Source organism: Leptospira hartskeerlii (genome assembly GCF_002811475.1).
GTDB classification, from domain to species: domain Bacteria; phylum Spirochaetota; class Leptospiria; order Leptospirales; family Leptospiraceae; genus Leptospira_B; species Leptospira_B hartskeerlii.
The window spans coordinates 43,036-65,829 of record NZ_NPDL01000001.1 but is presented as its reverse complement, the minus strand read 5'-3'; the positions used below and the strand labels follow the sequence as shown (position 1 = coordinate 65,829).

Genomic DNA, 22,794 nt, shown 5'->3' with positions numbered 1-22,794 from the left:
CTTCATTTCCGGGAAAAAGGCTGGGAATTCGGAATCGAAAATCAAGCCTAGTACTTAATGAAAGCTCCCGACCCGAAAGACTATCCGAACTCGATGGCATTTCTCCAAGACATAACTTCTAAACTTAGAAGTCCGGAAGGTTGTCCTTGGGATAGAGAGCAGACACATTCTACCCTAGTGCCTTATCTAATAGAAGAATCCCAAGAGGTAGTAGAGGCAATACTCAAAGGCAACGACGAACACACTAAGGAAGAATTGGGAGATCTATTATTCCAAGTGGTTCTTCATTCTCAAATCGCATCCGAAAGAGGTGCATTCGGTTTGGAAGAAGTGGCAAAGGACGTAGCGGAAAAACTTGTGCTACGACACCCTCATGTATTCGATCCGGGAACAAAAGATATCTCTTCTGCTGATGAAGTAGTCGCCAACTGGGATCTATTCAAAGAAAAAGAAAAACAACTCAGACAAAAAACTTCCACGCTTAAATCTATTTTATCAGAAGTCCCCGAAACATTCCCTTCTCTATTAAAGGCAGAAAAATTCCAGAAGAAGGCCGCCAAAGCAGGTTTCGATTGGGAAGACATAAAAGGTGTAGAAGAAAAACTGAATGAAGAATTGCAGGAATTCCTAGAGGAGATCAGAGGAATTTCAGATCCTTCTTCCAATCAAATCAGGATAGAAGAAGAATTAGGTGATCTACTTTTTACGATAGTCAATCTAGCAAGAAAGTTAGGTGTCTCTGCAGAATCTTCTCTTACGAGAACCAATGCAAAGTTTAAACATAGAATAGAATATATAGAAGCACGACTTGGAGAATCCGATCGTAAATTTTCAGAAACTCCTCTGGACGAACTGGAAGAACTTTGGAACCAAGCAAAGACTGGGATCCAAAAACGAACCCAAAATCCATTGGAAGAAAAGCAGGCAAATGTATCAGAACTGATCCGTGGACTTTCTTCTTTTATAATCTGGAAACAAAATCCTGAAACAGATTGGCCCAAAACATATAGTTTTTCCTATAAATCAAACGAGTATTCGTTAGTATTTTCTGCATTCGGATCTATGACAGTATTACCGAGTGCAGATCCTTGGGGCAGAAAAGCGCAACCAATCTTCTACCTAAATCTATCCGAAAAGAATCCTGGAACCTGGGAAGATTTGTCTGGAAATTCTTATAAAACTCAGGAAGATATTTATGAGGCAATCCAAGGATCGATCAACAATTATAAATTTCCTTAATAAAGACACGATTTTTCCAATCTAGATCGAAAGTTCCATTCGTCTCCATTAACATGAATGCAAGTAAGGAAATACCCTACAAAGACGGCCTCAAGGAAGGTGCCGGTTTGCCTTCAGAAAAACTTAAAATACTAATTGTAGATACGAGCAAGGTCATCCTTGAAATTATCTCCTCCGAGTTCTCCTCATCCTTATTCGAAGTCCAAAAAGTATCTCATATGGAAGAAGCAATACAACTTTCGAGAGAGAACAAATTCGATCTAATCACTTTAGGGATCCATTTAGAAGGAGGAACCGGATTCGATCTATGCAGAGAAATCAGAAGCAAAGGTCAGAAAGAAAAATTCGCTTCTTCAGGAGCCAGGATCATATTCGTAACCTCTGATTTTACGGAAGAAAATAGAATGATCGCTCATAACGCAGGCGCAGACGGTTTTATTGAAAAAACGCAAGAATTAAGTTCATTTCAGTCTACGATAGATGAGATCATAAAGGATTTGATCGAAGAGAAAAAGGAGCCTTCTCAGAAAAACCCTAGTTTAGCAAAAAGGAAAGTACTCATCATAGATGATTCTGAACTAAACCTGGTGTTGTTCAGAAGATTATTAGAATCGAAAGGCGCAGAAGTGCAAACCGCAATTTCCGGAAAACATGCTCTCCAAATTTTGGAAGGAAATCCAAAGAATTTCGAGGCGATCTTTACTGATATGTACATGCCTGGAATGAACGGGAATGAACTCTGTAGCATCGTTCAAAAGAATCCTGCCTTCTCCAAAATTCGATTGGGAATCACTTCTGCCGCTGAGGAATCTTCTTTTACTCGGGACAAGATCCCAAGTGGTGTGGAATTATTTTCTAAACCATATGATATGCAAGAGATCTGCAAATTTTTGAAATAAACAACTAGAGAAACTCAATCCCAACGATCACGTCCGGATGACATTCTCTTCTGATATCGCCTTCTATCTTAGGCAATTTAGAGAACCAGGTTTTGTTTTCGAATAATAGATCGATCCAGTAGAAAAATAAATTCGCTTCTCCCAATTCGTTTTGTATCTTGAGTTCACCGAAATCCTTTTTGATCTCTCCTATTCTTTCGAATGTTTCTCCATTTTTAGTTTTATAGTGGATCTCCCAAGGTTCCGCTTTATAAGGAACTCCTTGAGAATTCGGTTTACCTGGGACCAACTTCCAGGCCTTAAGAAGAATCCTAGATACTTCTTCAGACTTTAAGGTTTTTGAATATTGTACATTCTCTCTTGTATGTTTGAATGAAAATTCCTTAGGCGCAGCTTTCCAAGCTCCAGTAATTGTTCTGCCATCACAAAAGAATGCTTTTACATTTGGTCCTGAGTTTTGATTATTCGAAGAATTGGAAGAATTAGTAGAGTCCCCTCTTGCATCCAAACTTGGTTCATTCGGAAGAGTTGGATCCTTAGGTAGACTAAGTTTTTGGCCGAAAATAGGTATGGCCAAGAAGAAAAAAAGAAGGAGCCGCAAATGGCTCCCTCTTCTGTTTGTGTCTTTAGATTTCAAGGATGAGATTCCCATCGTCCACTAAAGGCGTTTTTGGATCGCCTCCATAAACTGGAAGGTATCCAATTGTTTCGGGCCTTTGGTTGTAGTAAGTAGGACCAAATCCTTGGTCATCTCTCCCGCTTGGATCGTGTCGATTACCGCCTTCTCCAATTTTTGAGCGAAAGAAACAACATCAGGAGTCCCATCCAATTCTCCCCTCTTAGCAAGAGCTCCGGTCCATGCAAAGATAGAAGCTACAGAGTTGGTAGAAGTGGTTTCTCCTTTTTGATACTGACGGTAGTGACGAGTCACAGTTCCGTGAGCAGCTTCATATTCGAATTTTCCGTCTGGAGAAACAAGAACAGAAGTCATTAGTCCTAATGATCCGAATCCAGAAGCAACCATATCGGACATCACGTCTCCATCATAGTTCATTAGAGCCCAAAGCATTCCACCTGGGTTCTTAACGATCTGAGCAACCGCGTCGTCAATTAGATAGTACCAGTATTCGATTCCTGCAGCTTTTAGTTCTGCTGCTCTTTTAGTGGAAACTTCTTCGAAGATCGCACGGAAACGAGCATGGTATTTTTTGGAGATGGTATCTTTAGTTGCAAACCATACATTGATCTTTTCGGAGATCGCATAGTTGAAACAAGCTTCTGCGAAGCTATAGATGGACTTGTCCAAGTTGAACTGTCCCATAACAACACCAGGTCCGTCGAAATCGTTGATTGTAACTCTTTCTTTTTCTTTTCCGTCTTTTGTTGTGAAAACGATCTCAACTTTTCCAGCTTCCGGAATATAAAGTTCAGTGTCTTTGTAAAGGTCACCGAATGCGTGACGACCTACAACGATCGGTTTTTGCCAGGATCTAACTCCGGAAGGAATATTATTTACGATGATCGGTTTACGGAAAACGGTTCCGTCCAGAATGGAACGAATGGTCCCGTTAGGAGACTTCCATTCTTTTTTGAGTTTGTATTCTACAACTCGATCTTGGTTTGGAGTGATGGTAGCACATTTAACTCCTACACCGTATTTTAGAATAGCATTAGCAGAATCGACTGTGACTTTGTCGTCGGTTTTGTCGCGGTATTCTACGCCTAGATCATAATAATCTAATTCTATATCAAGATAAGGATGAATGAAACGATCCTTAATTTCTTTCCAAATTATACGTGTCATCTCGTCCCCGTCGAGTTCGACGAGAGGAGTTTTCACCTTAATTTTAGCCATTGGAATTCTCCTTAGAATGTCAGATGGATTGCAGGTTTAAACCTTAGGTTTTTCCATCTTCTAAGGACTCAGGACTTCGGGAAAGAAGGATTCTCCTTTATTTTCAAGATTCCGCTTCGGAGGTAGTATAGGTTTTGGGTGGAGAAATAATTAATGGCGACCGGAAGGGAAACGATCCCAAGTACTGAAAAATAACGATATTTTAAAGGATCTTTTCCATCAAGACCCACGATGGACTTTTCTATACGCAAAAGTATCTTTTTCCAGCGTTGTAAGGTGGGAAGAAGAGAAGGATTACATCCTTCGAAATACAGACCTTCTGCGGAGCTAACAATTACATCTTTTAAATTACTGGGAAGAGCCGGAGAACCGAATAGATCTCTTACTTTGACCAAGTCTTTTTCGACTTCGGACTCTGTTTGTCTCGGAATAGGAAGAATGGAACTGATCCCTAAGGAAACCGGAAGTGAAAGACGGAACAAAAAGTCGGAAGCGACTATAGAATTCAAATATCTTCGAATTGTTTCGCCCAACGCGTCGGTATGATCCAGCTGTGAATCGCTTAGATCCTTTACGGTTTGGATAGTGTACTGGCTGAGCTTGATCTTTTCCGTCCAGAACAGGCCCAGTAATTCCGTTTCCATGTGGGTAAAGAGTACATTTTTTGCTCGGCCTTTTTTGGCAATCTCTATCTTGAGATTCAAATTCCGTTCTTATATACCGCTTATAGGGAAATGTTTGGCACCCAAGGAATAAGACCGTCCTACGAAGGCTGGATCTATTCTTCTTCGCACATTAGTTCAACCAAGTATCCATCCGGATCGTGAAAATTCAGAAAAAGTGTCTTAGAAGATTTACGAACACCGTATTCTAATCTTTGAGAGAATAATCTTTGTTCAATCTCACGGAAACTTTTCGGATCTACTCTAATAGCAAAATCACATCCGGATCCGAATACAGGAGAAGCAGGATCGTCCTTCTCTCCGTAGATCGCTATATTCGATTTTCCAATGCCAAGGACTTTCGCAGCCTTTTCGGTCTCCTCCTTTTGGGGGAGACCGAAAATTTCACGATAAAAATTCGCACTTACTTCCGGATCACGGGAGGTGATACCGATATGATTTACTTCCATAAACATAATTTTACTCCCTTAATTCGCGATCGATTTGATCTAACTTCTGTTGAAGTTTGTGTCTCATCTTTTCTTTCATCCTACGTTTCCAGTGTGCTCTTTCTCTATGACCATGATGGTGGCCTGGGCCAAACCAATGTCCGCCTTTAAACAATATATGTGAAAGAACGAACAAACCTAAAGCTTGCCAGTAACTGATCTGCTTAATCCCGAAAATATCAGGAAGCAACCAGTTCCAAAGTTGCCAAACCGCATAAGCCAAACCGAAGAAGAACAACGGCATAAAGAAGATGATCAGAAAAAATTTCCCTAATCTATGTCTAAACTCGCCTGAACCGTGCATGGTTTTCCTCCAAAACTCAAAACTCTTCCAGAAAGAAAACCTTAAGGTCCTTCAAACGTTTTGCTAAAAAATCCTTAGCGTAAGATTTTCGTGCTGAGAGAGTTCCTTCCGGAATTCCGGTGGCTTCCGAAATTTCTCTAAAGGATTTTCCTTCGAACACGTTTTCCACAAACGCGGATTTTTGTTCTTCAGGTAGCTCTTCTAAAGCGATCGCTAATTCCTGGAGCACAAGACTTCTGTAAAATTCCTTTTCAGGTCCTGCTGCTTTATCCGGTAACGCATCCTCTAAGAAAAACTCCTGCTCTAAACGAGAGTTAGAATACTTCCCAGCTTTTTTAAATCTGTACCAGTCCCCGACTTTATTGCGAAGAACCGCATACACATAAGCTAAAAGATATTCGATAGACCCAGCGGAATCCAGTTCAGTTACAGCGGTTAAAAAAGATTCCTGAAGAAGATCTTCTGCTTCTTCAGGATCCGTAACCCTGGAACGAACCCATGCAAGAATTCTATCTCTTTCCCGTCTGTATATCGTGTCCAAGGATCCCAATGTGTTTCTCTTTCCTTAGAGAGGTAGTTGTAGCAGTGGGATTTTCCTTGGATTTTTTTTAATAAGAATTGGTTTGAAACGGAAAAAAAATGATCCAAAAAGGAAAAATTCCGGACCAGAACCCATTCGAATTTAAAATGCTCTGCATAAAAACTCCTGAAGTTCGATACAAAGGTCCCATGTGAGAAAGGTAAGTTTATTCCTTAGGTCCCATTTTTTTCCCAAATTCTAAATTTTTTTCTGCCATTTCCTTCGGCCAAAACACGTTTCCCCGGAGGATTTTATGAAGGCTAGGAGAAACAAAGAAGTAGAGGAACATTTCGGTTGGATGAAATTGAAAACGGATCAATTGGGCTTTTTAGGAATTATACATTCCATTAATAGATTCTATGATTCTCTACAAGGTTCTCAGTCCAAAGAACTACGTTACTTCCGAAGAAAATTGGTAAGAACAGATTTTAGATATTCTAAAATTTTTATGAAGAAGTTCGGAGATTATGAATATCTGATCTATGCTCGCATCGAAACTAAGGGAAAATCGGAATCTGATTCTTGGATACATATAGATGGGATCAGAATGGAAAGGGACGAAATGAAAGCAAAAGGTGTAAAGGATCACCCGTCTTATGAGATCAGATGTCTTAGCGATATTTTCGAATCCTCCTGTGTTCCAGCATCCAGATCGGAAGAGGACAAAATAGATTCGGATTGCAGTTAAGTTTAAAAATTGCTTGCCGGAGAATAAAACCAGGGTTAGGAATTGATCCCCATGTTTTTGACATCCGAAAATTCTTCGGCGAACGATTGTTCTTTTAAACGATCTAAAACCATTCTTTCCAAATCCATTTTGATCTTTTTAGTCCTATTTTGTGCTTTAGGAGAATGGAAACTTTCCGCGGACGAAACAAAAATCCAGGCCAGAAAAACTAGCAAACACGAAATGGGATTCCACCCTTATACTCAGGAAGGTTATTTCCAAGCTTGGAACTATTCCTTTACGGATGACCAGACCTGGATCTTTGCCACGTTCATAGTAAGTAACCTAGGCCCTGGAACCAAAAACTGCGGAGTAAGTCTTGTAGTTTACGACAAACAAAACGGGACCCAATTTTCCACCAGAGAATATTCCAAAGACGAACTCAAAGCAGAGAGTGGAAATCTAGAATTAGAAATTTATGATAGTTCCGTTTATAAGGGAGAAGGCGGGCCGGAGATCAAGATGATTACCGACTCAGCTGAACTTGTTATTAGCTATAAAACCGGCTGGTCCAAAGCGGTTTCCCTTTCCGGAGGAAAAATACATCTACCTGAGAAAGACAGTTTCGTACAAGCAGACATGGCATTCTCTTCCGCTCCTGCAAAAGGATATCTGATATTAAACGGAAATAGAATGGAGCTAAATGGTAGAGGTGGAATGGAACATCTTCTTACCAACTACGAAGTGTACAAATACAGCAGACGCTGGGAATTATACCGGTCCATCAATGGCGCCGGAGAAAGATTATTCGCAGGCGGTTTTATCGGGAACGAAAACTTTCCGGGAGAAGAGGTCAGAACTGTAAGTGCATTAGATCCTTCCGGAAAAATGTTATTCTCCGCGAAAGTTTTGAAGTCTGAAGTTTTAGAATCTGAGACAGAACCTTTTTCGGGATATCATTTGCCTATCAAAGAGAAGTTTTATTTAGATGAGAGCGGTTCTTGCAGTTTAACTGTCTCTCGAAAGCATACTGTCGGGCAGATTTATGTTCTTTCCAATATATCCGCGGTACTTCGATTCTTTGTTCGTTTGTTTTTTACGAAACCGTACCAGCTTTATTATATCACCGATTCCAAATTAGATTGCGCCCAATTACCGGAAGGAAATCTCCCGAAAGATAAAAACTTCCGGGGGATTTTTTCCTATTATTTGATCAATCCTTAGGCTTCAGATTTCTTATTACGGAGTAGTAGATTTCCGTAATATATTGCGGTCAGAATGATCATGATCCAAGGTATCAGGTTTCCATAGAGAATATAAAATCCGGGAGGAGAATCGATCACTTGGATCTGTTGCCAACTGGTTTCCGCTTTCATAAGAGAAGTGGATTTACCTTCTATAAAATTTCCCAGATGGTCTACATAACCGGAAATCCCTGAGTTGGTAGAACGGACTAGCCATCTTCTCCATTCTATCGCTCTCAATCTTCCTAACTCGAAATGCTGGTCACTTTCTGTAGTGGTTCCATACCATTTGTCATTGGTAAGATTTGCGATGAACTGAGGATTTCCTGAGTCCTTAAACTTTCTTACGAATTCCGGAACGATCACTTCATAACAGATCAAAGGAAGAAACGAACCCTCGTCCTTCAATTCGGTATGAGTCGGAGAATAATAATTTCTTACAAATTCGGCATCCAACCCTTCCGTTTTTTCCCAAGTAACCGGCAAAACAGTCTGAGGATTTTCTTTAGGGATATCGGAATAATAATGCAGAAGATCGAAAGATTCTCCCGGATCGAACCTCCCGGTCTGAGGGCTCAGATCATACATGAACTCGAAAGGCATTGTCTCTCCGAACATTACCAAATATTGTTTTTGGTAAGCTTGCCTTCTAACACCATTCGGATCGTATACAACGTTATTATTAAAGTACCGGAGATATTCTCTTCCTGAACTTTTGATCTTATAAGCTGCATCTATTTCATTAAAAAATACAGTCGCCTTGTATCTATTTGCAAAGGAAACCATTAAGGAATCGAACCTAGGCCAATAGATACGATCTCCCATTCTGATCTTTAGCAATTCTCTGTTCGCAGAAAAATAAGGAATTCCTGCTTCAGGTAGAACGATCAAGTCCGGGTTTTTGCCGGCTTTTTGGACGGCATTCTCCACCATCTTGTCCATTCTATCCATTAGGTCTTCGATTACTTCTCTAGGAGATCTTCCCCTCTCGTCACGAATACTCATCGGAGCGTCCGGCTGGACCACGAGGACTTCTAATGTTTTGGTTGGAGTCACATTCTTCCATTTCAAATACAATGTGGAACCAACGACCACAAAAAGAAGAAGTAACGCAAATGGTAAGGTCCAGAATTTTATAAAATGGGATCTTTTATCTTTGGATTTTAATATCTCAAGAAGATGTAATGGATTCGTTTCAAAAAGTGTATAAGAGATTACGAATACTAAAAATGAAAGTCCGTAAACTCCTGTAATCTCCACAGTTTGGGCGAGTATGATATTTCCTGCTGCGAGATTTCCCCAGTACCAAGGAAACAATTGATAACCGATCATATCCGCTGCCATTCCGCAGACCCCGGCTACCCAAACGCTGTGTTTACCGGCTCTTCTTGAAAGAAAAGAATAAGAAACTAAGAAGATTGGAAACTTAGCTCCGAATAAAACTCCCGCTAAGAGAAGAATAATAAACGCAACAGCCCAAGGGAAATTCCCAAAGACCATCGCCATATGATGGATCCAATGGAATGCAATCGCATAGAAGAATACCCCAAATAGGAAACCATAACCTACTAATCTCCAGTATCTTCCGGAATATTTATGAGTGATCCAGAACAGACCGAAGGGTGCGATCCAAACTAAATGGCTGAGATAAAAAGGAGCGAAGGCTAAGAATGCAAATGCCCCCGTCCAGAGAAAACAGAAGAAGTCAAAAAACAGTGTTTTTTGAAACTCTCTAAAACGATGTAAAAAAGAATCCATGGATACCAACGTTGATCGGAAAAAAAACCTTTTGAGTCAATCTATTTAGGTCTCAGTGAAGTGCTTGCCGTAGGAGAAGGAGGCATGAGTATACCAATAACACTGGTCGAATCATGAGCTCTCCATACTTCAAAATTATCGGTAAAAATCCTCTTCACGGAACTGTAATGCCCCAAGGTAATAAAAACGAGGCCTTACCTATTTTAGGCGCTGTCTGTTTAGTTCCTGGCGAAGTGATTATCGAAAATATTCCCCAGATCTCAGATGTACTCATGCTCATGGATGTCTTACGCCATTTAGGAATGGAAGTAGAAGATAAGGGAGAAGGTACGTTTTTATTTCGTAATAATGGAGATCTAAAGTCGGATCTTCCTGCAGAACTATGTTCCAAGATCAGAGGTGCAGTTACACTCGCTGGTCCAATTCTTGCCAAAACCGGACGAGTGTTTTTACCAAGACCAGGTGGAGACAAGATTGGGCGAAGAAGAATGGACACTCATCTTCTCGCACTCCAAGCACTTGGCGCTCAAATCGAAGTATTTCCGGACGGTTACGAAATCAAGGGAGATAGACTCAGAGGCACGGACCTTCTCATGGACGAGGCTTCCGTTACTGCAACTGAAAACGCAGTCATGGCAGCGGTTCTTTCTGAAGGCATTACTATTTTGCGTCATGCAGCGAGCGAACCACATGTGCAAAGGCTTTGTAAATTTTTAGTTTCTGCCGGAGCAAAAATTTCAGGGATTGGTTCTAATATTCTCACGATCGAAGGTGTAAGCTCCTTAAAAACTCCGGACAAACCTCATAGGATCGGATCCGACTATTTAGAGATCGGAAGTTTTATCAGTTTAGCTGCCGTAACCGGTGGAGAAATTTTTATCGGAGATGTGGACCTGGAAGATATCCGGATGATCCGCATGGTATATTCTCGTTTGGGGATAGAAGTTCGTCCTCAAGACGGAGGGATCTTAGTTCCTTCTGACCAGAAAATGGAAATCATTCCTGATTATCATGGAGCCACTCCTAAAATAGATGATTCTCCATGGCCTGGCTTTCCTGCGGATATGACTTCTGTTGCGTTAGTCACTGCTACACAATGTAAAGGGACTGTTCTTATTCACGAAAAAATGTTCGAGTCCAGATTATTTTTCGTAGATAATATAATCTCGATGGGTGCTCAAATTATTCTTTGTGATCCGCATAGAGCAATCGTGATCGGACCAAATCGTCTTTATGGACAAAAAGTAGCAAGCCCTGATATCAGAGCTGGAATGGCAATGATCATAGCGGCACTTTGTGCAGAAGGTACAAGTTATATCCATAATATCGGTCAAATAGATAGAGGATTCCAAGACATAGATACTCGACTTAGATCTCTCGGTGCTCATATTGAGAGGATAGGTGAAGAATGAACCGAAAAGACTTCTTCCGGAAAGGCTTAGCAAAAGCTTTTTCCGTAATGGAAGAAGGCGTTAATGAAATTTCGGAAACCTGGAAAACTGCTGTAGAGGAAGAAAAAAAAGCAGAACCGGAAAAGTCCTCGCCTAAAAAAAATCAAATCAAGGTCCCAAAACCTAAAACTGTAAAAAGTAAATTTAAAGGTTTTAGAAATTTACAATTTCCTCCCGGAGCTGACACAAAAGGAAAACGATTCTTCTCTAAATGTACTGCTTGTAGTGATTGTATCTACGCTTGCCCCTATTCGGTTCTATTTCCAGTTCCTGACGATAAGACTGGCAAACATTTTCCTCATATGGATGTGAATCTGAACGCGTGCATGTTATGCAAAGATTATCCATGTATTTCCGCTTGCGAGACTGGCGCACTTTTACCGTATAAAAAAAATGAATCTCCAAAATTCGGAAAGGCAAAAGGTTTCTTCCAACATTGTATCAATTCAAGAACTGGAGAGAAAACTTGCGAGACTTGTGCAATCACTTGCCCAATTCCTAATGTAGTCAAATTCAAAGGAAATAAACCAAGTTTTTCGAATGATTGTGTAGGCTGTGGTTTATGCGTTTCTTCTTGTCCTACATTTCCTAAGGCAATCCAAGTACAATGAGTAATCTTTCCAAACTATCAGGTTTGGTTTTTCTATTTTTATTCTCTAATTCATTAATTGCGGATCCAATTCCAAATAAGATCAAGATCGGAATTTTGTCTAAATATTCCCCGGATACAGTCAGAATCATTGCAAAAGGCTTTAGAATACAATATTCAGGTAAAAATAGTTTAGAAAAAGATAAAACGATTTTGGTCCGAGCTGAAGAAGACAAAATCAGAATTATAGACGGAGCTAAAAATTCAAAATCTGAACATATTCTATTTTCAGGAGGAGAATACGAACTCGAAGTTCCAAAAGATCACAGCTCTAAAAGATATTCCGGAGATCTGGAAATAACCTCTTCCAAAGGAAAACTAAAATTCATACTTACTATTCCATTAGAAGAATATGTGCTGATTGGAATGACCTCGGAATTCGGGGATCTATTTTATCCTAAGGAAGAAAAAAAAACAAATCCAAACTGGAAGAAGGAATATTTGATCGTTGCATCTTCAATGATCCGTTCTTATGCACTTGCAAATATAGGAAGACATTCTAAAGAAGGACACGATCTTTGCGATCTAACTCACTGCCTCCAATTTTCAGGAAAATTAAAAAAGGAGAACATACTCCTCTCCCCTTCTAAGAAAATACTTCTACAAGACAGAAATGGAAAAATTTTAGAGACATTCTTTCATTCTACCTGTGGAGGAAATTTATCTTCTCCTTCCGTTCTTTGGAAAAATTTTAAAAATCCGCAATACTATAGATCCGGCCCCGATACATACGGAGGAGAAGTTCAATGCAAAAATTCCCCCTATATCTCTTGGGAAACTTTTATTTCGAGAGAAGAATTGGAATCTAGTTTGGAAGCAAAGCAGATAACCGAATTAGAAGCTAAGTATTCGGAATCCAGAATCACTTCTTTAGAATATAAAGATTATTCCGGAAAAAAAAATATCCAAGCCTCCGAATTCTTATCTAAAATCGGTAAAAAGTTAGGCTGGAATAAAACCAAGAGTAACGATTTTAAGATAGAAACAAGTGCTCGAGGATTTTATTTTAAAGGAAAAGGATTCGGACATGGGATCGGTCTTTGCCAATACGGAGCGAGAGAAATGGCATTTAGAGGGGCAAAATCGGAAGAGATACTTCAATTTTACTTTCCAGGTGCGGAACTGAGGCAAGTCCCTTGAGATCTATTTTTACCCTATCTGCAATATATTTACTTTTTATAATATTATTCTTTGAAACTCCGAATGCCCAAACAGCAAAAAGAAAAGTAGAAGGATTCGAATTTTACTTTTTAGATGATTGGAACAAACAGAAAAATCCTGAAAAGTTACTCGAAACTTTTGCAGAAAAATTCTTAACAGAGACCCGATCCGAATCGGAAAGATTAGAAAGAAGAATTCCCTGGGACGCCCAAATTTTTGTATCAGAAAACTCAGAAGCATTCAGAAAATACTCGGGCCAATCAGGAACCACAGCCGCATTTTATTCTCCAGTAAGTAATAAATTCTTTTTTCAGAATCCGGAAAGCCTAGCTAAAAGAGGAATTTTAGATACAGTGATCAAACATGAGATCTGTCATTTTTTAGCACCGGAATCCAAATCAGAAACTTCTTTTTGGATGCAGGAATCCTATTGTGAGTCCTTGTATCCTACAAATCCAAAGCCTATATCTTCAGATTTGAAATTTCCTTGGAGTTGGGAAAAATTTGATGACGAATGTATAAAGGAGATCCACACAAAAAGTGGATCTAAAAAAAAGATCTTATACCAAAGACTTTTTCTATGGGGCTCTTGGCTTTTAAAAACAAAAGGAGAAGCAAGATTTAGAGCCTTCCTAGAAATTCCAAATCCTGAAATCCAAAATATATATTCACAATTTGTAAAGTCGAGATATTAAAAAACCTTTAGTTTACCCCAATCTTCTCCTTCTTTTCCAGAACCAAAAGAGATCACTAATCTTTCAAAAACTTTGAGTTTATCCAGGATTGGTTGCACATCTCGATCGATTGTTTTGGAGGTATATTCGGGAGAACCTTCCGCTCCGTATAAATAGAAACTTTTGAGATCTTCCAGAATTCCTGGAACACGAACCACTAAATGATGAGGGTAATACGCTAATTCTTTTGCAGGACCGGAAGAGAATAGATCCGCTTGGTTCGGTCGATTTCCATTTCCTGAAGAAACTGTTTCTTCTGCACTTTTTCTATCGGAGGCTAAGTATTTCCAATTTCCCACTTTCAAAGAAGCAGGAGTATAGAAGCCGCCTTTCCTCAGAGGATAAGATTCTAAGTTCGTATTTTGATAAGAAACTTTGATAGGATTTCCAACTTTGAAAATTGCTTTTAAAAGTTTATCATCTGGAACGGAAGCCGGCAAAGAGATCCCAAATCTTGGATAGACCATTCCGGATTTATATTCTAATCCGTTAAAGCTTAGAGCGATCCCTTTTTCAGAACCGAAGTATTGTTCATGGATCCCTGCATTTTTGCCGAATGCATTTAAACCCTCTCCGAACTCCTCCCATTCTCCGCTTATTGATTCTAAAGATTTCCAAACTTCGGATGGTTTTAATTCTTCCGAATAAAATACTAAATTCGTTTCTCGAGGTATGACCTTCGAAAGAACAGGACCGGAACTAACTACTTGGTTTTTATCTCCGCCAATCTTATAAACTTTTCCTTCCAGATTTTTTGCAGTTTCCCAACCTAAAAGTAAAGCAGCTCCCGAATTCCCGAATGAAGGTTTAAGAAATGGTGCGATCAAAGAATCGGTTCCAGCATAGAACAGGACCTTATTTTCTTTTTTAGAAGCTTCTTTTCTTAGAATATCAAAACCACTTTGGTTACCTAAAGAATCATTATTAGCGGAAGAAGCCAGATCTAAAGATTTTTCTAATAGATCTTCTGAATCAGTGAGAATAATAAAATCTCCTAATACGATCGCTAAAATTTTTCCGGAACCGAATTCGTATTTAAACGCCTCCAAGTTTCCGAATTTTTCAGAGCCCGCTGCAAATTGATCTGCAAAATCATCCGCAGAATGTGTGGTCTGTGAGCCCGTAGGAGTATCATATCCTTCTTCTGTTTGTGGAGGTGTTTGGGGCTTTTCTTCTTTAGGAGTTTCTTTAATTACTATCTTTTCTCCCTTGAATGCGGTGATCAAACTCACTCCCAACTTGGAGCTTGCACTCGCCTTTCCTACAAGTAAAAAATTAGATTTAGGAAAGGTGGCGGCGGCAACTGGTCCATCGAATAAAGCTGCGAGCCTGGATGGTTTGGTCATGACTCCTGCTTTTGCTTCTAATAAATAAAGAACGGAGCTGATCTTTCTGAGTTCAGGTAAGGTTAGGATTTTTTGGAAAGTGCCATCTTCGGAAAGTTCTCTTCCTAAATTCGTTTTTTCAAGATCTTCTACAAACTCTTCAGGACGATATACTTCTACAAGTACGCTTGCTTTTTTAGGAATTAGAAGAGCAGGATCTTTTATGGACGAATCTATGGAATATCCTTTAAAAGAAAGATAAAATCCAATCGCGAGGAAAACGATTCCTGCGCCGGTCGGAACTCCAACTTTAGGATCTTTTAATATGTTTTCCTTAAATCCGGTCTTTAAATTTTCCAAAGATTCTTTTGAGAAAGAAGATTTAATCTTAGGAAGTATTTTTGTTTTGAAAATTTGGATGCAAGTTCTCATTTTATTTACCCGATTTTATTGCAGAATCTTTACTTTTAGAATCGATCTTATCCAAAAGAACCGCAGCTAATGATTTAGCCTGATTTCCCCCGGAGCCATTCTCCACAAAAACGGTCAGCACATATGATTTCTGATCTTTACGAAAAGATAATACTGTCCATCCATGCGTTTCATATTTATGCATAAATTTAGTTCCGGTCCCGGTTTTACCGCCCAGAATTTCTAAGTTTCCTTTTTCAGAAATATGTAAGTCCTTTAATGTTCCGGTTTTTGGAACTTCAGAAAGAACAGAAGAGATCCATCTTAAGTCTTTTCCAGAATAAGGATTTTCTTCCGATCTGATTGGCTCTTGACTTGCTCCCCAATAAGGAGAAAGTCTTGGGCCTTCTTTCCAAATTGATGAATACAATTGCGAAATTTTCAAAGGGCTCAGAAGAAGTCCACCTTCCCCAATAGAAGCAACTACTTTGCGAAGTAGGCTGATAGAAGTAAAATTTGAGTCGGAAGGTTCAATATAAGAATCCAATCTGGACTTTGTGGATTTTCCTAAACTCCAATCTTCATACAGCTTAGAATAGAATAGATCAGGATCGGAAGAAGCACTCGTTAGAAAATATACATTACAAGACTGAACTAAAGCAGATCTGAGATCCATTTCTCCATGACCTTTTGCCAAGGAACATCTTAAGTATTCTTTTCCTTTTTCATCTTGAGGTAAATGTAAAGTGTTTAGATCAGATTTAGTAGGAGTTAAATTTTCCGAGGGATAAAATCTTCCTTTGCATAAAACTTTCTTTTCCGGAGAAAATCCGAACTTATCTTTGTATTTCAATAAAGTTAAAGCGGAGAAGGTTTTTACCAAAGAACCTGGAGGCAGTTTTTTCGAAACAGCCATCTCCGGCCTGTAGATGTATTCTACTTTTCCGGAACCCATCTCCATTAAAACTACAGAAGATAATGAATTTTTAGATTCGAATTCTTTTACGGCTTCATCCAGATAGGAATAGGAAAATTTAGGAGCTGCTTGTACCTCGGCTGTGCAAAGAAGGATAGCAGCAGATAAAATTCCGATTTTATAATATATTTTGGAATTCATTCTGATCAGTCAGGATCTATCTCAAAATTCGCGATATGGTATACTTGTTGGGAACGGGTCATCACGAACTGAAATTGTTTTCTTTTTTCGTTCGGTTTTCCTTCATTCAAGACCACATATACATTCACTCTGGTGATCGGTTTATCATAAGATCCGTAATACTGCACTTGTATGGAATAATTCCCGGGTAGTGCCTTGGACATGGTAAAAGTTTCCGGACCATATCCATCTGTTATGTCCACATCCAAATTCCCTCCAGACTTAGTAGAGCGATTTGAATAAAAACATTTTTCCCCGGTAGGATCCAAAACCCAAAGATCCACATCTGTCGCAGTGTCCCAGGTTAAAACTACTTTGATATCTCGAGGTGGAACAGCAGCGAAAAAGGAAACTCGATCGCTTGCGTTACCCGCTTTGACTTCTATCAGATTTGTTCCAGGAGCAACTACAGTGCTCAAAGAAAATTTTCCACCCTGTAAGCGGATCATCTGCGGGATTCCATTGATTACGATAGTCGCTTTTTCCAAGTTTCCACTAACTGAGCCGGAAACAGTTTGGATCCTTTCCGTGGTAAATCCGCCATGAGGAGAATCGATAGTTACCGTCTGTGCGAACGAAGCAGACCCAAAAAGTAAAAGTAAACTTAGGAGTAAATTATTGACCCACGTTGATTTCATCGTCTGAACTTGCTCCTGTTACTTCTGAATAATACATTAAGGAAGCTCTGGCAGGGATTACCTTATACTTCCCACCTACTTCCGCTCGAATGAAATATCTAACCTTAAATTCTTTTGTAGGACCTCCAACAAAGAAGATAGCTCTATCATCATAGATCTGACGGCTTAAATATTCCATCTTTAGATCGCCTGCATAATACTCTGCATCTCTTTGTAAGAAAGAGAATCCAGGTAATAGAGAGTCTTCTATTTGGTAATATGAATCTGCATCGCCCTCTTTCTGAACGGAGACTTCGACCATTACCAAATCTCCCGGTTGGAAAGTTTTAGATTCTACAGGAGTGATATTATTCGAATCCACTTTCAACTTATAGTAAGTTCGTTTTACTTTAATACCATTGGAGTATGCTTGTATCTTTTTACTTCGATCCGTGTAATACAGGGAAGCAGTTGCATAAAGTACAGGCCCGTCCTTCTTCTTCACTTCTACCTTATTTGGCCCGGATCGGATCAGCTCAGAAGGGATCGGGATCTTATACAATTCTCCTTGCTCCGACTTAGGAGGAAGAGTCACGGTTTTTAAGCTGGTTCCATTTAATACAATCTCTACATTTGCAGGAGTTTCGGATTCACGAACGGAAACTAAAAACTCGGATAATGCCAATACCGCTGCGGAAGTATCTCTCGAATTATTCCAAGCTAATTCAATACGATTGGATAAAAGGGAAGAAGCAAGATTTGCAAGAATTACTTTATCTTCTCCTAATCGAACGCCTGCGCTCAAAAGTGCGGAAATCGTTTCGATCCTATCTTCTTCCCAACGAGGATTTTTACCGTAAGAAGTAAGTTTGAAGAAAGGCTTTTTGCCAAATCCGCTACTCTCGACTCCTTTTTTAAACCAGGTAGAAGCTTCTGCCTTCTTTCCTTTATTAGCCAAAGTTAATGCAAGAAGCGCCTGTCCGTATTGATTTAGTTTTGTAGAAGATTTTACCAGGCCATCTACAATAGAATCTTCTACATTTCCACCTTCACTTAAGGAGAATATAATATACGCTTTTGCATTAGGAGTAAGATCTCCTTTTCCTAAAACATCATAGAGATAGGCTCTTGCTCTATTCAATACCGGAGCAGAAACTTTAGCTCCGTTTTTCTGACTAACCGCCAAACCTCTATAAACATAAGCGGACATTAGAACATCACTTTCTACTCCACCCTCGAACCAGCCAAATCCGCCATCTGTTCGTTGGAGTTCCGACACTCTTTTTAGTCCAACATCTATCATTTTAGGAAGTTCTTTCCTAAGTCTTTCATTGATGAAGCCGGCCTTCTGAGCGGATAAAAGAGGATAGAATCTGCTCATAGTTTGTTCCACACAGCCATAAGGATAATCCGCAAGATAATCCAAAGATTGTCTTAGAGCAGGTAAAGAAGCTGGGCTCAGTCGGACTTCCAAACGAGGATCTCCTAATTCTTTAGGCGCTTCTAAGTTTAGAACTCCTGAATGTTCTCCTTCTTCCATTCCTAAACTATCCGAAATAGTTTTAGGTAATCCCCATGTCTTGAGTGGAATTTCTGTTTTTAATAGATCTTGGTAGCCGGAACCTGCAGCAAGAATACTGATCTTTGCAGATTTGATCTTAGGATCCGCAACTGTTTGCACATCGAAATGAAGAGATTGGTTTTGACCAGGCTCTAAATTGATCGTAGTTTCAGAGTTTCCTAAAACTTTTGCGCCTTCTGCTTTTACCGTAACTTTGATAGGAAGTTTGGTTGGAGATTGATTCGAAATCGTAGCGGAAACTTTTTGCGTTTCTCCTTTTATGATAAATCTAGGCATTCCACCTAAGATCATCAGGTCTTTTTTAGTAACAAAACTTGTTTGTCCTCTTCCTACTTTGGTATCAGGAGTGATTGCAATCGCAGTCACTCTCCAAGAAGTCAAATTATCCGGAAGATTAAAACTAACTGTTGCAGTTCCATCGGGTCCTGTTTTTACTTTTGCATTCCAATAACTTGTGTCTTTAAAACGATCTCGGGCCTGGTCCTCGTTTTTCATTGCAGAATAAACGGAGTCTCCCTTTTTACCCAAGGCCAATTTTAATCTTTTATTCTCGGAATAACCGAAAAACTTATAAGCGGATGCCAAAGTAGTCTGCACGTTATTCCTTCTTGGATGGTAGAAGAATGTTCCTATATTCGGGGTCTTCTCCTCTTTGATCTGATAAATAGCCTCGTCAACAATTGCGAGAGAAACTTCTGCAGAAACTCCATTACCACCCAGGCCTGTAGTTTTCAAGCGGATCTCCGCTTTATCGCCGGGACGATATACCTTACGTCCCGGTTCCAGGGCCACTTTCAAAAATTTCTGCTCAGGAGGAGCAACCACTCTTACTTGGCTTTTATAAACGTCATTTCCTGAAAATTGAACTGCTGATAATGTGAAATTCGGGCTCATCTCCGCAGTGATCGGGACCGCGTATTTCAAAGCATTCCCTTTCATCTTAACCACTTCTTTTTTGAAGATCCGATTTCCTTCTAAAGTTAAGATCATATGTCCGTTGGAAACAGGACTTAAAACAAGGATCTCAGCAGTGTCTCCTACAGAATAAATATCCTTACCTGGTTTTAGAGTAATATCTTTGAAAGGAATTTCAATGGAATCAGAAACAGAAGAAGCCCAGAAGAATGTCTCTGACTTAGTAAGATTACCACTCGGATCTTTGGTCTCAGCGACCAAAACAAATTGACCTCTTTTAGGAATTGTGAAAGAAGCCGTCCCTACACCAGAAGCAGAAGTCATCACAGACAAAGAAGAAATTTTAGAACGATTTGCTTCTTTTACAAATTGAATATCTCTATTATAAAGTATGAGATCCACATTTCGGTTTCCCACCATTTTCTGGCGTTCTACTTCACTCAAAGTTTTATCATAAGCAATCAAACTTACCGTTAACTTTGCTTCTTTGCCTGGCTCGTAGACTGAATTATCTTTGGAGATCCTAACAAAGAATGCGCTTCGATTCACGGAGAAGGAAGCTGATCCATCCAAGGTCATATCCTCAGCTTGAACGGAAGCAATTACCGTATAAACGGAATCTGCATCCGATTTATCAGGTTTGAAGCTGATAGAATATTGCCCTTTAGAATCTAACTTTCCTTTTCCATCCAAAACCAATTCTTGTTTATCACTTTGACCGGACTGTTCCAAATAATCGGAAGAAGCGTCAAAGTTGATCGTTCCAACAGGAGAATAATCGAATTTAGGTCTACGAAACACTCTATAAGCAACTTCTTGCCCTGCAACTGGTTGGCCGTAATAATATCTTGCCTTTACAAGAGCGTTTACTTCTTCCCTTTGTAAATAATTGGATTTAGGAACGGATACTGAAACCAAAAAGGTAGGTTTTTTATAAGCCTCCACAGCAAATTCAGTTTGGAATGTTTTATCATGGAAATTTAATATAAGAGAATAATTTCCAAGAGTTGTACTTTCAGATTCAGGGACTACAAATTCTCCTGAAAAAGTTCCGTTGTCTCCTGAGATATTGATAGGAACACTTGGGATAGAAGTTTCTCCCTGCTCGCTTGCAACTGCGATCACACCTGCGCCTGAAATAGTTTTATAATCATCTTGAGAGAAGTTTCTAACAATTCCCTTAAAATAAACAGTATCTCCAGGTCTATACACAGGACGATCCGTATAGATGTAAGCTCTTGGCCCACCTTCTCCGTAAAAAGAACTGGAATAAAATTCAGGATCGGAAACTGAATATTCTCCATTCTTATGAGCAAGAACCAAACCTTTTACAGGACTTCTTCCTTTATAAAAATAAGTTCCATCAGAACCTGTTTTTCCTGTTTGAAATGATTGGCCACTCTCCAAATTAAAAAGAGTGAGATCCACATCGGAAACCGGATCTCCACTATCTTTGCGGCCCACATAAACGAACGTCTCTGCATCCGATTGTTTAACTAAAAAATTCAAACCTGATTTGATCAGAATTGTATAAGCCAATTGAGATCCGGAAACACCTTCTACAAGGTAAACACCATTATCTCGGATCGGAACAGGGATCCTACGATATGCCCAAAAAGAAGTAACTGTTGGAACGGAGAATGTAGCGACCAATTCCTGGTCTTTCAAAATAGCAGGGATTGCGAGAGTCTTTTCTTCATTAGGCTTTTCATAATCAATTCCTAATGTTTTTTTAAGCTCGGACCTTGTCTTGGAATTGAATTCTTTTCTGGCGACTTTGCGGAAATCGTTTCTGAATTTATCAACAGTTCTTGTAAATAAAGCGATCGGATTTCCGAATGCTCCGTCATTATTCTCTTGGACCAATCTTTCTTTTACTTTTTTGGTCAGGAACGCTTGAGGATCTGCGATCTTATATACTCTAAATTCGTAATTTACCGTTCCATTCCCCTCCAGATTCACATAAGCGTTTTCACCAGAACCGAAACTTCTATCCGTTCCCAGATAAAATGCAGCGGAACCGAACAAATTCGGTTTCACATAAAATAAACCTAATACAGAGATCAAAATTGCGAGAAAAGAGAATATTATCTTTTTACGATCCGATACACGAGTTCTCATTCTGAAATTCCTATTCTAAAATCCGAAATCTATAAACCCCAAGAAAATTTCGATTATTCTTTTCCGGGGAAAACAACACACTTCTTTCCAATTCTTTTGCTCGGATCAATTTGATACCTCGATCCGAACCTGTATGATATAAAAGCTGAGGATTCATGCCTTCTCCCTCAAGTAGGATCATAGAATGGAAATTTGTTCCGACTCCACGATCCGATCTAAAAAAGAGAATATCTCCCGCTCGTCCGGACTCCAGCTCTTTGGAAACAAAGGAAGTATGGAACTTTTCCAAACTTTCTGCGTCTGCAAATTCTCCGAATTTTCCTTCACCGGTCCGAAATAAATTTTTACCAATATAGGGTATATCCGGGTAATTAAATTCCCGGACATCGGGTAAATTTTTATCCAATAAGATCCCTGTCCTAGTTTGCCACTCCTGGGTATGAGCCTTTAAAGACTCCTTATATGCGAAACGGATCAATCCGCTGCAATCCCTTTCCTTCAGGTTCCAAGAGGAATTCTCCTTTAAATATTGAGATAAAGAGATCCTTACAAACCATTCCCGAAACGCCTGACGATCCGATTCTGTTCTAAGCTCCGCAGAATCAGGAAATCCATCCTGATCAAAATCCCCATCTCTACTGAACAGGGAAATCTGGACCGTTTTGCCTTTTTCAGTTCGGATCGTAATATTTACGGGGACCTTCCCTACTTGCACACGTAAGACGTCTTCTCTTTCATTTTTTTCGTTCGAGAGAAGTTTAAGTAATTCAGGATCTATATTTTCCCATAGGAAATGATCTTTTGCACCCAAGAGTGGATTCGAAATTTTTAGAACAGCAACTGATTTACCGTCTGCAGGCATTCTTAATTCGGTCGGATCCAAAACGGATTCGAAATAAGAATTACATTGAAATAGAAAGAATGTTAGTAGATAAGAAATCCGAAACCGCACAGA

The 22,794-nt window shown here is 39.5% G+C and carries 20 protein-coding genes; 8 read left to right on the top strand and 12 right to left on the bottom strand.

From position 1 onward, the window contains the following. Positions 1 to 57 precede the first annotated feature (57 nt). Together mazG and CH352_RS00335 are read left to right on the top strand one after the other, a co-directional pair. The gene (gene mazG, locus CH352_RS00340; RefSeq protein WP_100708050.1) at positions 58 to 1,239 is read left to right on the top strand and encodes a nucleoside triphosphate pyrophosphohydrolase; all 1,182 of its coding nucleotides are present in this window, start codon (positions 58 to 60) and stop codon (positions 1,237 to 1,239) included. A 107-nt stretch (positions 1,240 to 1,346) separates the two neighbouring features. Next, positions 1,347 to 2,138, top strand: coding sequence for a response regulator (locus CH352_RS00335; protein ID WP_100708131.1), 792 nt, complete (start codon positions 1,347 to 1,349; stop codon positions 2,136 to 2,138). A gap of 4 nt (positions 2,139 to 2,142) precedes the next feature. On the opposite strand, the gene CH352_RS00330 is transcribed toward CH352_RS00335, so the two are convergent. The 6 genes from CH352_RS00330 to CH352_RS00305 form a co-directional block, all read right to left on the bottom strand. Further along, positions 2,143 to 2,775: a hypothetical protein gene (locus CH352_RS00330; RefSeq protein WP_100708130.1), complete on the bottom strand. Its 633-nt coding sequence runs from the start codon at positions 2,773 to 2,775 to the stop codon at positions 2,143 to 2,145. 21 nt (positions 2,776 to 2,796) lie between these two features. Beyond that, positions 2,797 to 3,993 (bottom strand): NADP-dependent isocitrate dehydrogenase, encoded by a 1,197-nt coding sequence (locus CH352_RS00325; protein ID WP_100708049.1) that lies wholly within the window; start codon positions 3,991 to 3,993, stop codon positions 2,797 to 2,799. A 68-nt stretch (positions 3,994 to 4,061) separates the two neighbouring features. Then, a complete protein-coding gene (locus CH352_RS00320) occupies positions 4,062 to 4,637 on the bottom strand; it encodes a hypothetical protein (protein ID WP_100708129.1) in 576 nt (191 codons plus the stop codon). A gap of 134 nt (positions 4,638 to 4,771) precedes the next feature. Further along, positions 4,772 to 5,125 (bottom strand): VOC family protein, encoded by a 354-nt coding sequence (locus CH352_RS00315; RefSeq protein ID WP_243396447.1) that lies wholly within the window; start codon positions 5,123 to 5,125, stop codon positions 4,772 to 4,774. Between the two features lie 10 nt (positions 5,126 to 5,135). Next, on the bottom strand, positions 5,136 to 5,468 hold the full coding sequence (locus CH352_RS00310) for a hypothetical protein (protein WP_100708047.1): 333 nt from the start codon (positions 5,466 to 5,468) through the stop codon (positions 5,136 to 5,138). Between the two features lie 16 nt (positions 5,469 to 5,484). Further along, on the bottom strand, positions 5,485 to 6,018 hold the full coding sequence (locus CH352_RS00305) for an RNA polymerase sigma factor (protein ID WP_100708046.1): 534 nt from the start codon (positions 6,016 to 6,018) through the stop codon (positions 5,485 to 5,487). A gap of 283 nt (positions 6,019 to 6,301) precedes the next feature. Here CH352_RS00305 and CH352_RS00300 point away from each other — a divergent pair, with 283 nt between their 5' ends. Together CH352_RS00300 and CH352_RS00295 are read left to right on the top strand one after the other, a co-directional pair. Beyond that, positions 6,302 to 6,736: an LIC_13246 family protein gene (locus CH352_RS00300; protein ID WP_100708045.1), complete on the top strand. Its 435-nt coding sequence runs from the start codon at positions 6,302 to 6,304 to the stop codon at positions 6,734 to 6,736. Positions 6,737 to 6,787: 51 nt separating this feature from the next. Next, positions 6,788 to 7,939 carry a hypothetical protein gene (locus CH352_RS00295; RefSeq protein ID WP_100708044.1) on the top strand — a complete coding sequence of 384 codons (1,152 nt, stop codon included), beginning with the start codon at positions 6,788 to 6,790 and terminating at the stop codon, positions 7,937 to 7,939. Here CH352_RS00295 and CH352_RS00290 read toward each other — a convergent pair. Further along, complete coding sequence (locus CH352_RS00290; protein WP_100708043.1) at positions 7,936 to 9,717, bottom strand: apolipoprotein N-acyltransferase; 1,782 nt, start codon at positions 9,715 to 9,717, stop codon at positions 7,936 to 7,938. The genes CH352_RS00295 and CH352_RS00290 overlap by 4 nt on opposite strands. A gap of 113 nt (positions 9,718 to 9,830) precedes the next feature. Between CH352_RS00290 and murA the strand changes: the two genes are divergently transcribed. The 4 genes from murA to CH352_RS00270 are packed head-to-tail and all read left to right on the top strand — an operon-like array spanning position 9,831 to position 13,673. Continuing rightward, positions 9,831 to 11,129, top strand: a complete 1,299-nt coding sequence (murA, locus tag CH352_RS00285) for a UDP-N-acetylglucosamine 1-carboxyvinyltransferase (RefSeq protein ID WP_100708042.1) — start codon at positions 9,831 to 9,833, stop codon at positions 11,127 to 11,129. After that, positions 11,126 to 11,779, top strand: a complete 654-nt coding sequence (locus tag CH352_RS00280; protein WP_100708041.1) for a 4Fe-4S dicluster domain-containing protein — start codon at positions 11,126 to 11,128, stop codon at positions 11,777 to 11,779. Before murA ends, CH352_RS00280 begins: the two co-directional genes overlap by 4 nt. Further along, the gene (locus CH352_RS00275) at positions 11,776 to 12,957 is read left to right on the top strand and encodes a SpoIID/LytB domain-containing protein (protein WP_100708040.1); all 1,182 of its coding nucleotides are present in this window, start codon (positions 11,776 to 11,778) and stop codon (positions 12,955 to 12,957) included. The genes CH352_RS00280 and CH352_RS00275 overlap by 4 nt, the downstream gene beginning before the upstream one ends. Next, the gene (locus CH352_RS00270; protein ID WP_100708039.1) at positions 12,954 to 13,673 is read left to right on the top strand and encodes a hypothetical protein; all 720 of its coding nucleotides are present in this window, start codon (positions 12,954 to 12,956) and stop codon (positions 13,671 to 13,673) included. Before CH352_RS00275 ends, CH352_RS00270 begins: the two co-directional genes overlap by 4 nt. Here the strand turns inward: CH352_RS00270 and CH352_RS00265 are convergent. Genes CH352_RS00265 through CH352_RS00245 form a run of 5 tightly spaced genes read right to left on the bottom strand, consistent with a single transcriptional unit; the run spans position 13,670 to position 22,791 of the window. Beyond that, positions 13,670 to 15,469 (bottom strand): hypothetical protein, encoded by a 1,800-nt coding sequence (locus CH352_RS00265; RefSeq protein WP_100708038.1) that lies wholly within the window; start codon positions 15,467 to 15,469, stop codon positions 13,670 to 13,672. The genes CH352_RS00270 and CH352_RS00265 overlap by 4 nt on opposite strands. A 1-nt stretch (position 15,470) precedes the next feature. Beyond that, entirely contained in the window at positions 15,471 to 16,565 is a 1,095-nt protein-coding gene (locus CH352_RS00260) for a penicillin-binding transpeptidase domain-containing protein (RefSeq protein WP_100708037.1), read from the bottom strand. 5 nt (positions 16,566 to 16,570) lie between these two features. After that, complete coding sequence (locus CH352_RS00255; RefSeq protein WP_100708036.1) at positions 16,571 to 17,242, bottom strand: YfaP family protein; 672 nt, start codon at positions 17,240 to 17,242, stop codon at positions 16,571 to 16,573. Further along, positions 17,220 to 21,839, bottom strand: coding sequence for an alpha-2-macroglobulin family protein (locus CH352_RS00250; protein ID WP_100708035.1), 4,620 nt, complete (start codon positions 21,837 to 21,839; stop codon positions 17,220 to 17,222). The genes CH352_RS00255 and CH352_RS00250 overlap by 23 nt, the downstream gene beginning before the upstream one ends. A 10-nt stretch (positions 21,840 to 21,849) precedes the next feature. After that, positions 21,850 to 22,791: a DUF1175 family protein gene (locus tag CH352_RS00245; protein WP_100708034.1), complete on the bottom strand. Its 942-nt coding sequence runs from the start codon at positions 22,789 to 22,791 to the stop codon at positions 21,850 to 21,852. Positions 22,792 to 22,794: the final 3 nt, after the last annotated feature.

Excerpts from the sequence above, each read along its gene's own strand:
- CH352_RS00290 (WP_100708043.1), bottom strand. The coding sequence starts at position 9,717 with ATGGATTCTTTTTTACATCGTTTTAGAGAGTTTCAAAAAACACTGTTT.
- murA (WP_100708042.1), top strand. The coding sequence starts at position 9,831 with ATGAGCTCTCCATACTTCAAAATTATCGGTAAAAATCCTCTTCACGGA.
- CH352_RS00310 (WP_100708047.1), bottom strand. The coding sequence starts at position 5,468 with ATGCACGGTTCAGGCGAGTTTAGACATAGATTAGGGAAATTTTTTCTG.
- CH352_RS00250 (WP_100708035.1), bottom strand. The coding sequence starts at position 21,839 with ATGAGAACTCGTGTATCGGATCGTAAAAAGATAATATTCTCTTTTCTC.
- CH352_RS00315 (WP_243396447.1), bottom strand. The coding sequence starts at position 5,125 with ATGGAAGTAAATCATATCGGTATCACCTCCCGTGATCCGGAAGTAAGT.
- CH352_RS00275 (WP_100708040.1), top strand. The coding sequence starts at position 11,776 with ATGAGTAATCTTTCCAAACTATCAGGTTTGGTTTTTCTATTTTTATTC.
- CH352_RS00265 (WP_100708038.1), bottom strand. The coding sequence starts at position 15,469 with ATGAGAACTTGCATCCAAATTTTCAAAACAAAAATACTTCCTAAGATT.
- CH352_RS00320 (WP_100708129.1), bottom strand. The coding sequence starts at position 4,637 with ATGGAAACGGAATTACTGGGCCTGTTCTGGACGGAAAAGATCAAGCTC.
- mazG (WP_100708050.1), top strand. The coding sequence starts at position 58 with ATGAAAGCTCCCGACCCGAAAGACTATCCGAACTCGATGGCATTTCTC.
- CH352_RS00300 (WP_100708045.1), top strand. The coding sequence starts at position 6,302 with ATGAAGGCTAGGAGAAACAAAGAAGTAGAGGAACATTTCGGTTGGATG.
- CH352_RS00260 (WP_100708037.1), bottom strand. The coding sequence starts at position 16,565 with ATGAATTCCAAAATATATTATAAAATCGGAATTTTATCTGCTGCTATC.
- CH352_RS00295 (WP_100708044.1), top strand. The coding sequence starts at position 6,788 with ATGTTTTTGACATCCGAAAATTCTTCGGCGAACGATTGTTCTTTTAAA.
- CH352_RS00280 (WP_100708041.1), top strand. The coding sequence starts at position 11,126 with ATGAACCGAAAAGACTTCTTCCGGAAAGGCTTAGCAAAAGCTTTTTCC.
- CH352_RS00325 (WP_100708049.1), bottom strand. The coding sequence starts at position 3,993 with ATGGCTAAAATTAAGGTGAAAACTCCTCTCGTCGAACTCGACGGGGAC.
- CH352_RS00255 (WP_100708036.1), bottom strand. The coding sequence starts at position 17,242 with ATGAAATCAACGTGGGTCAATAATTTACTCCTAAGTTTACTTTTACTT.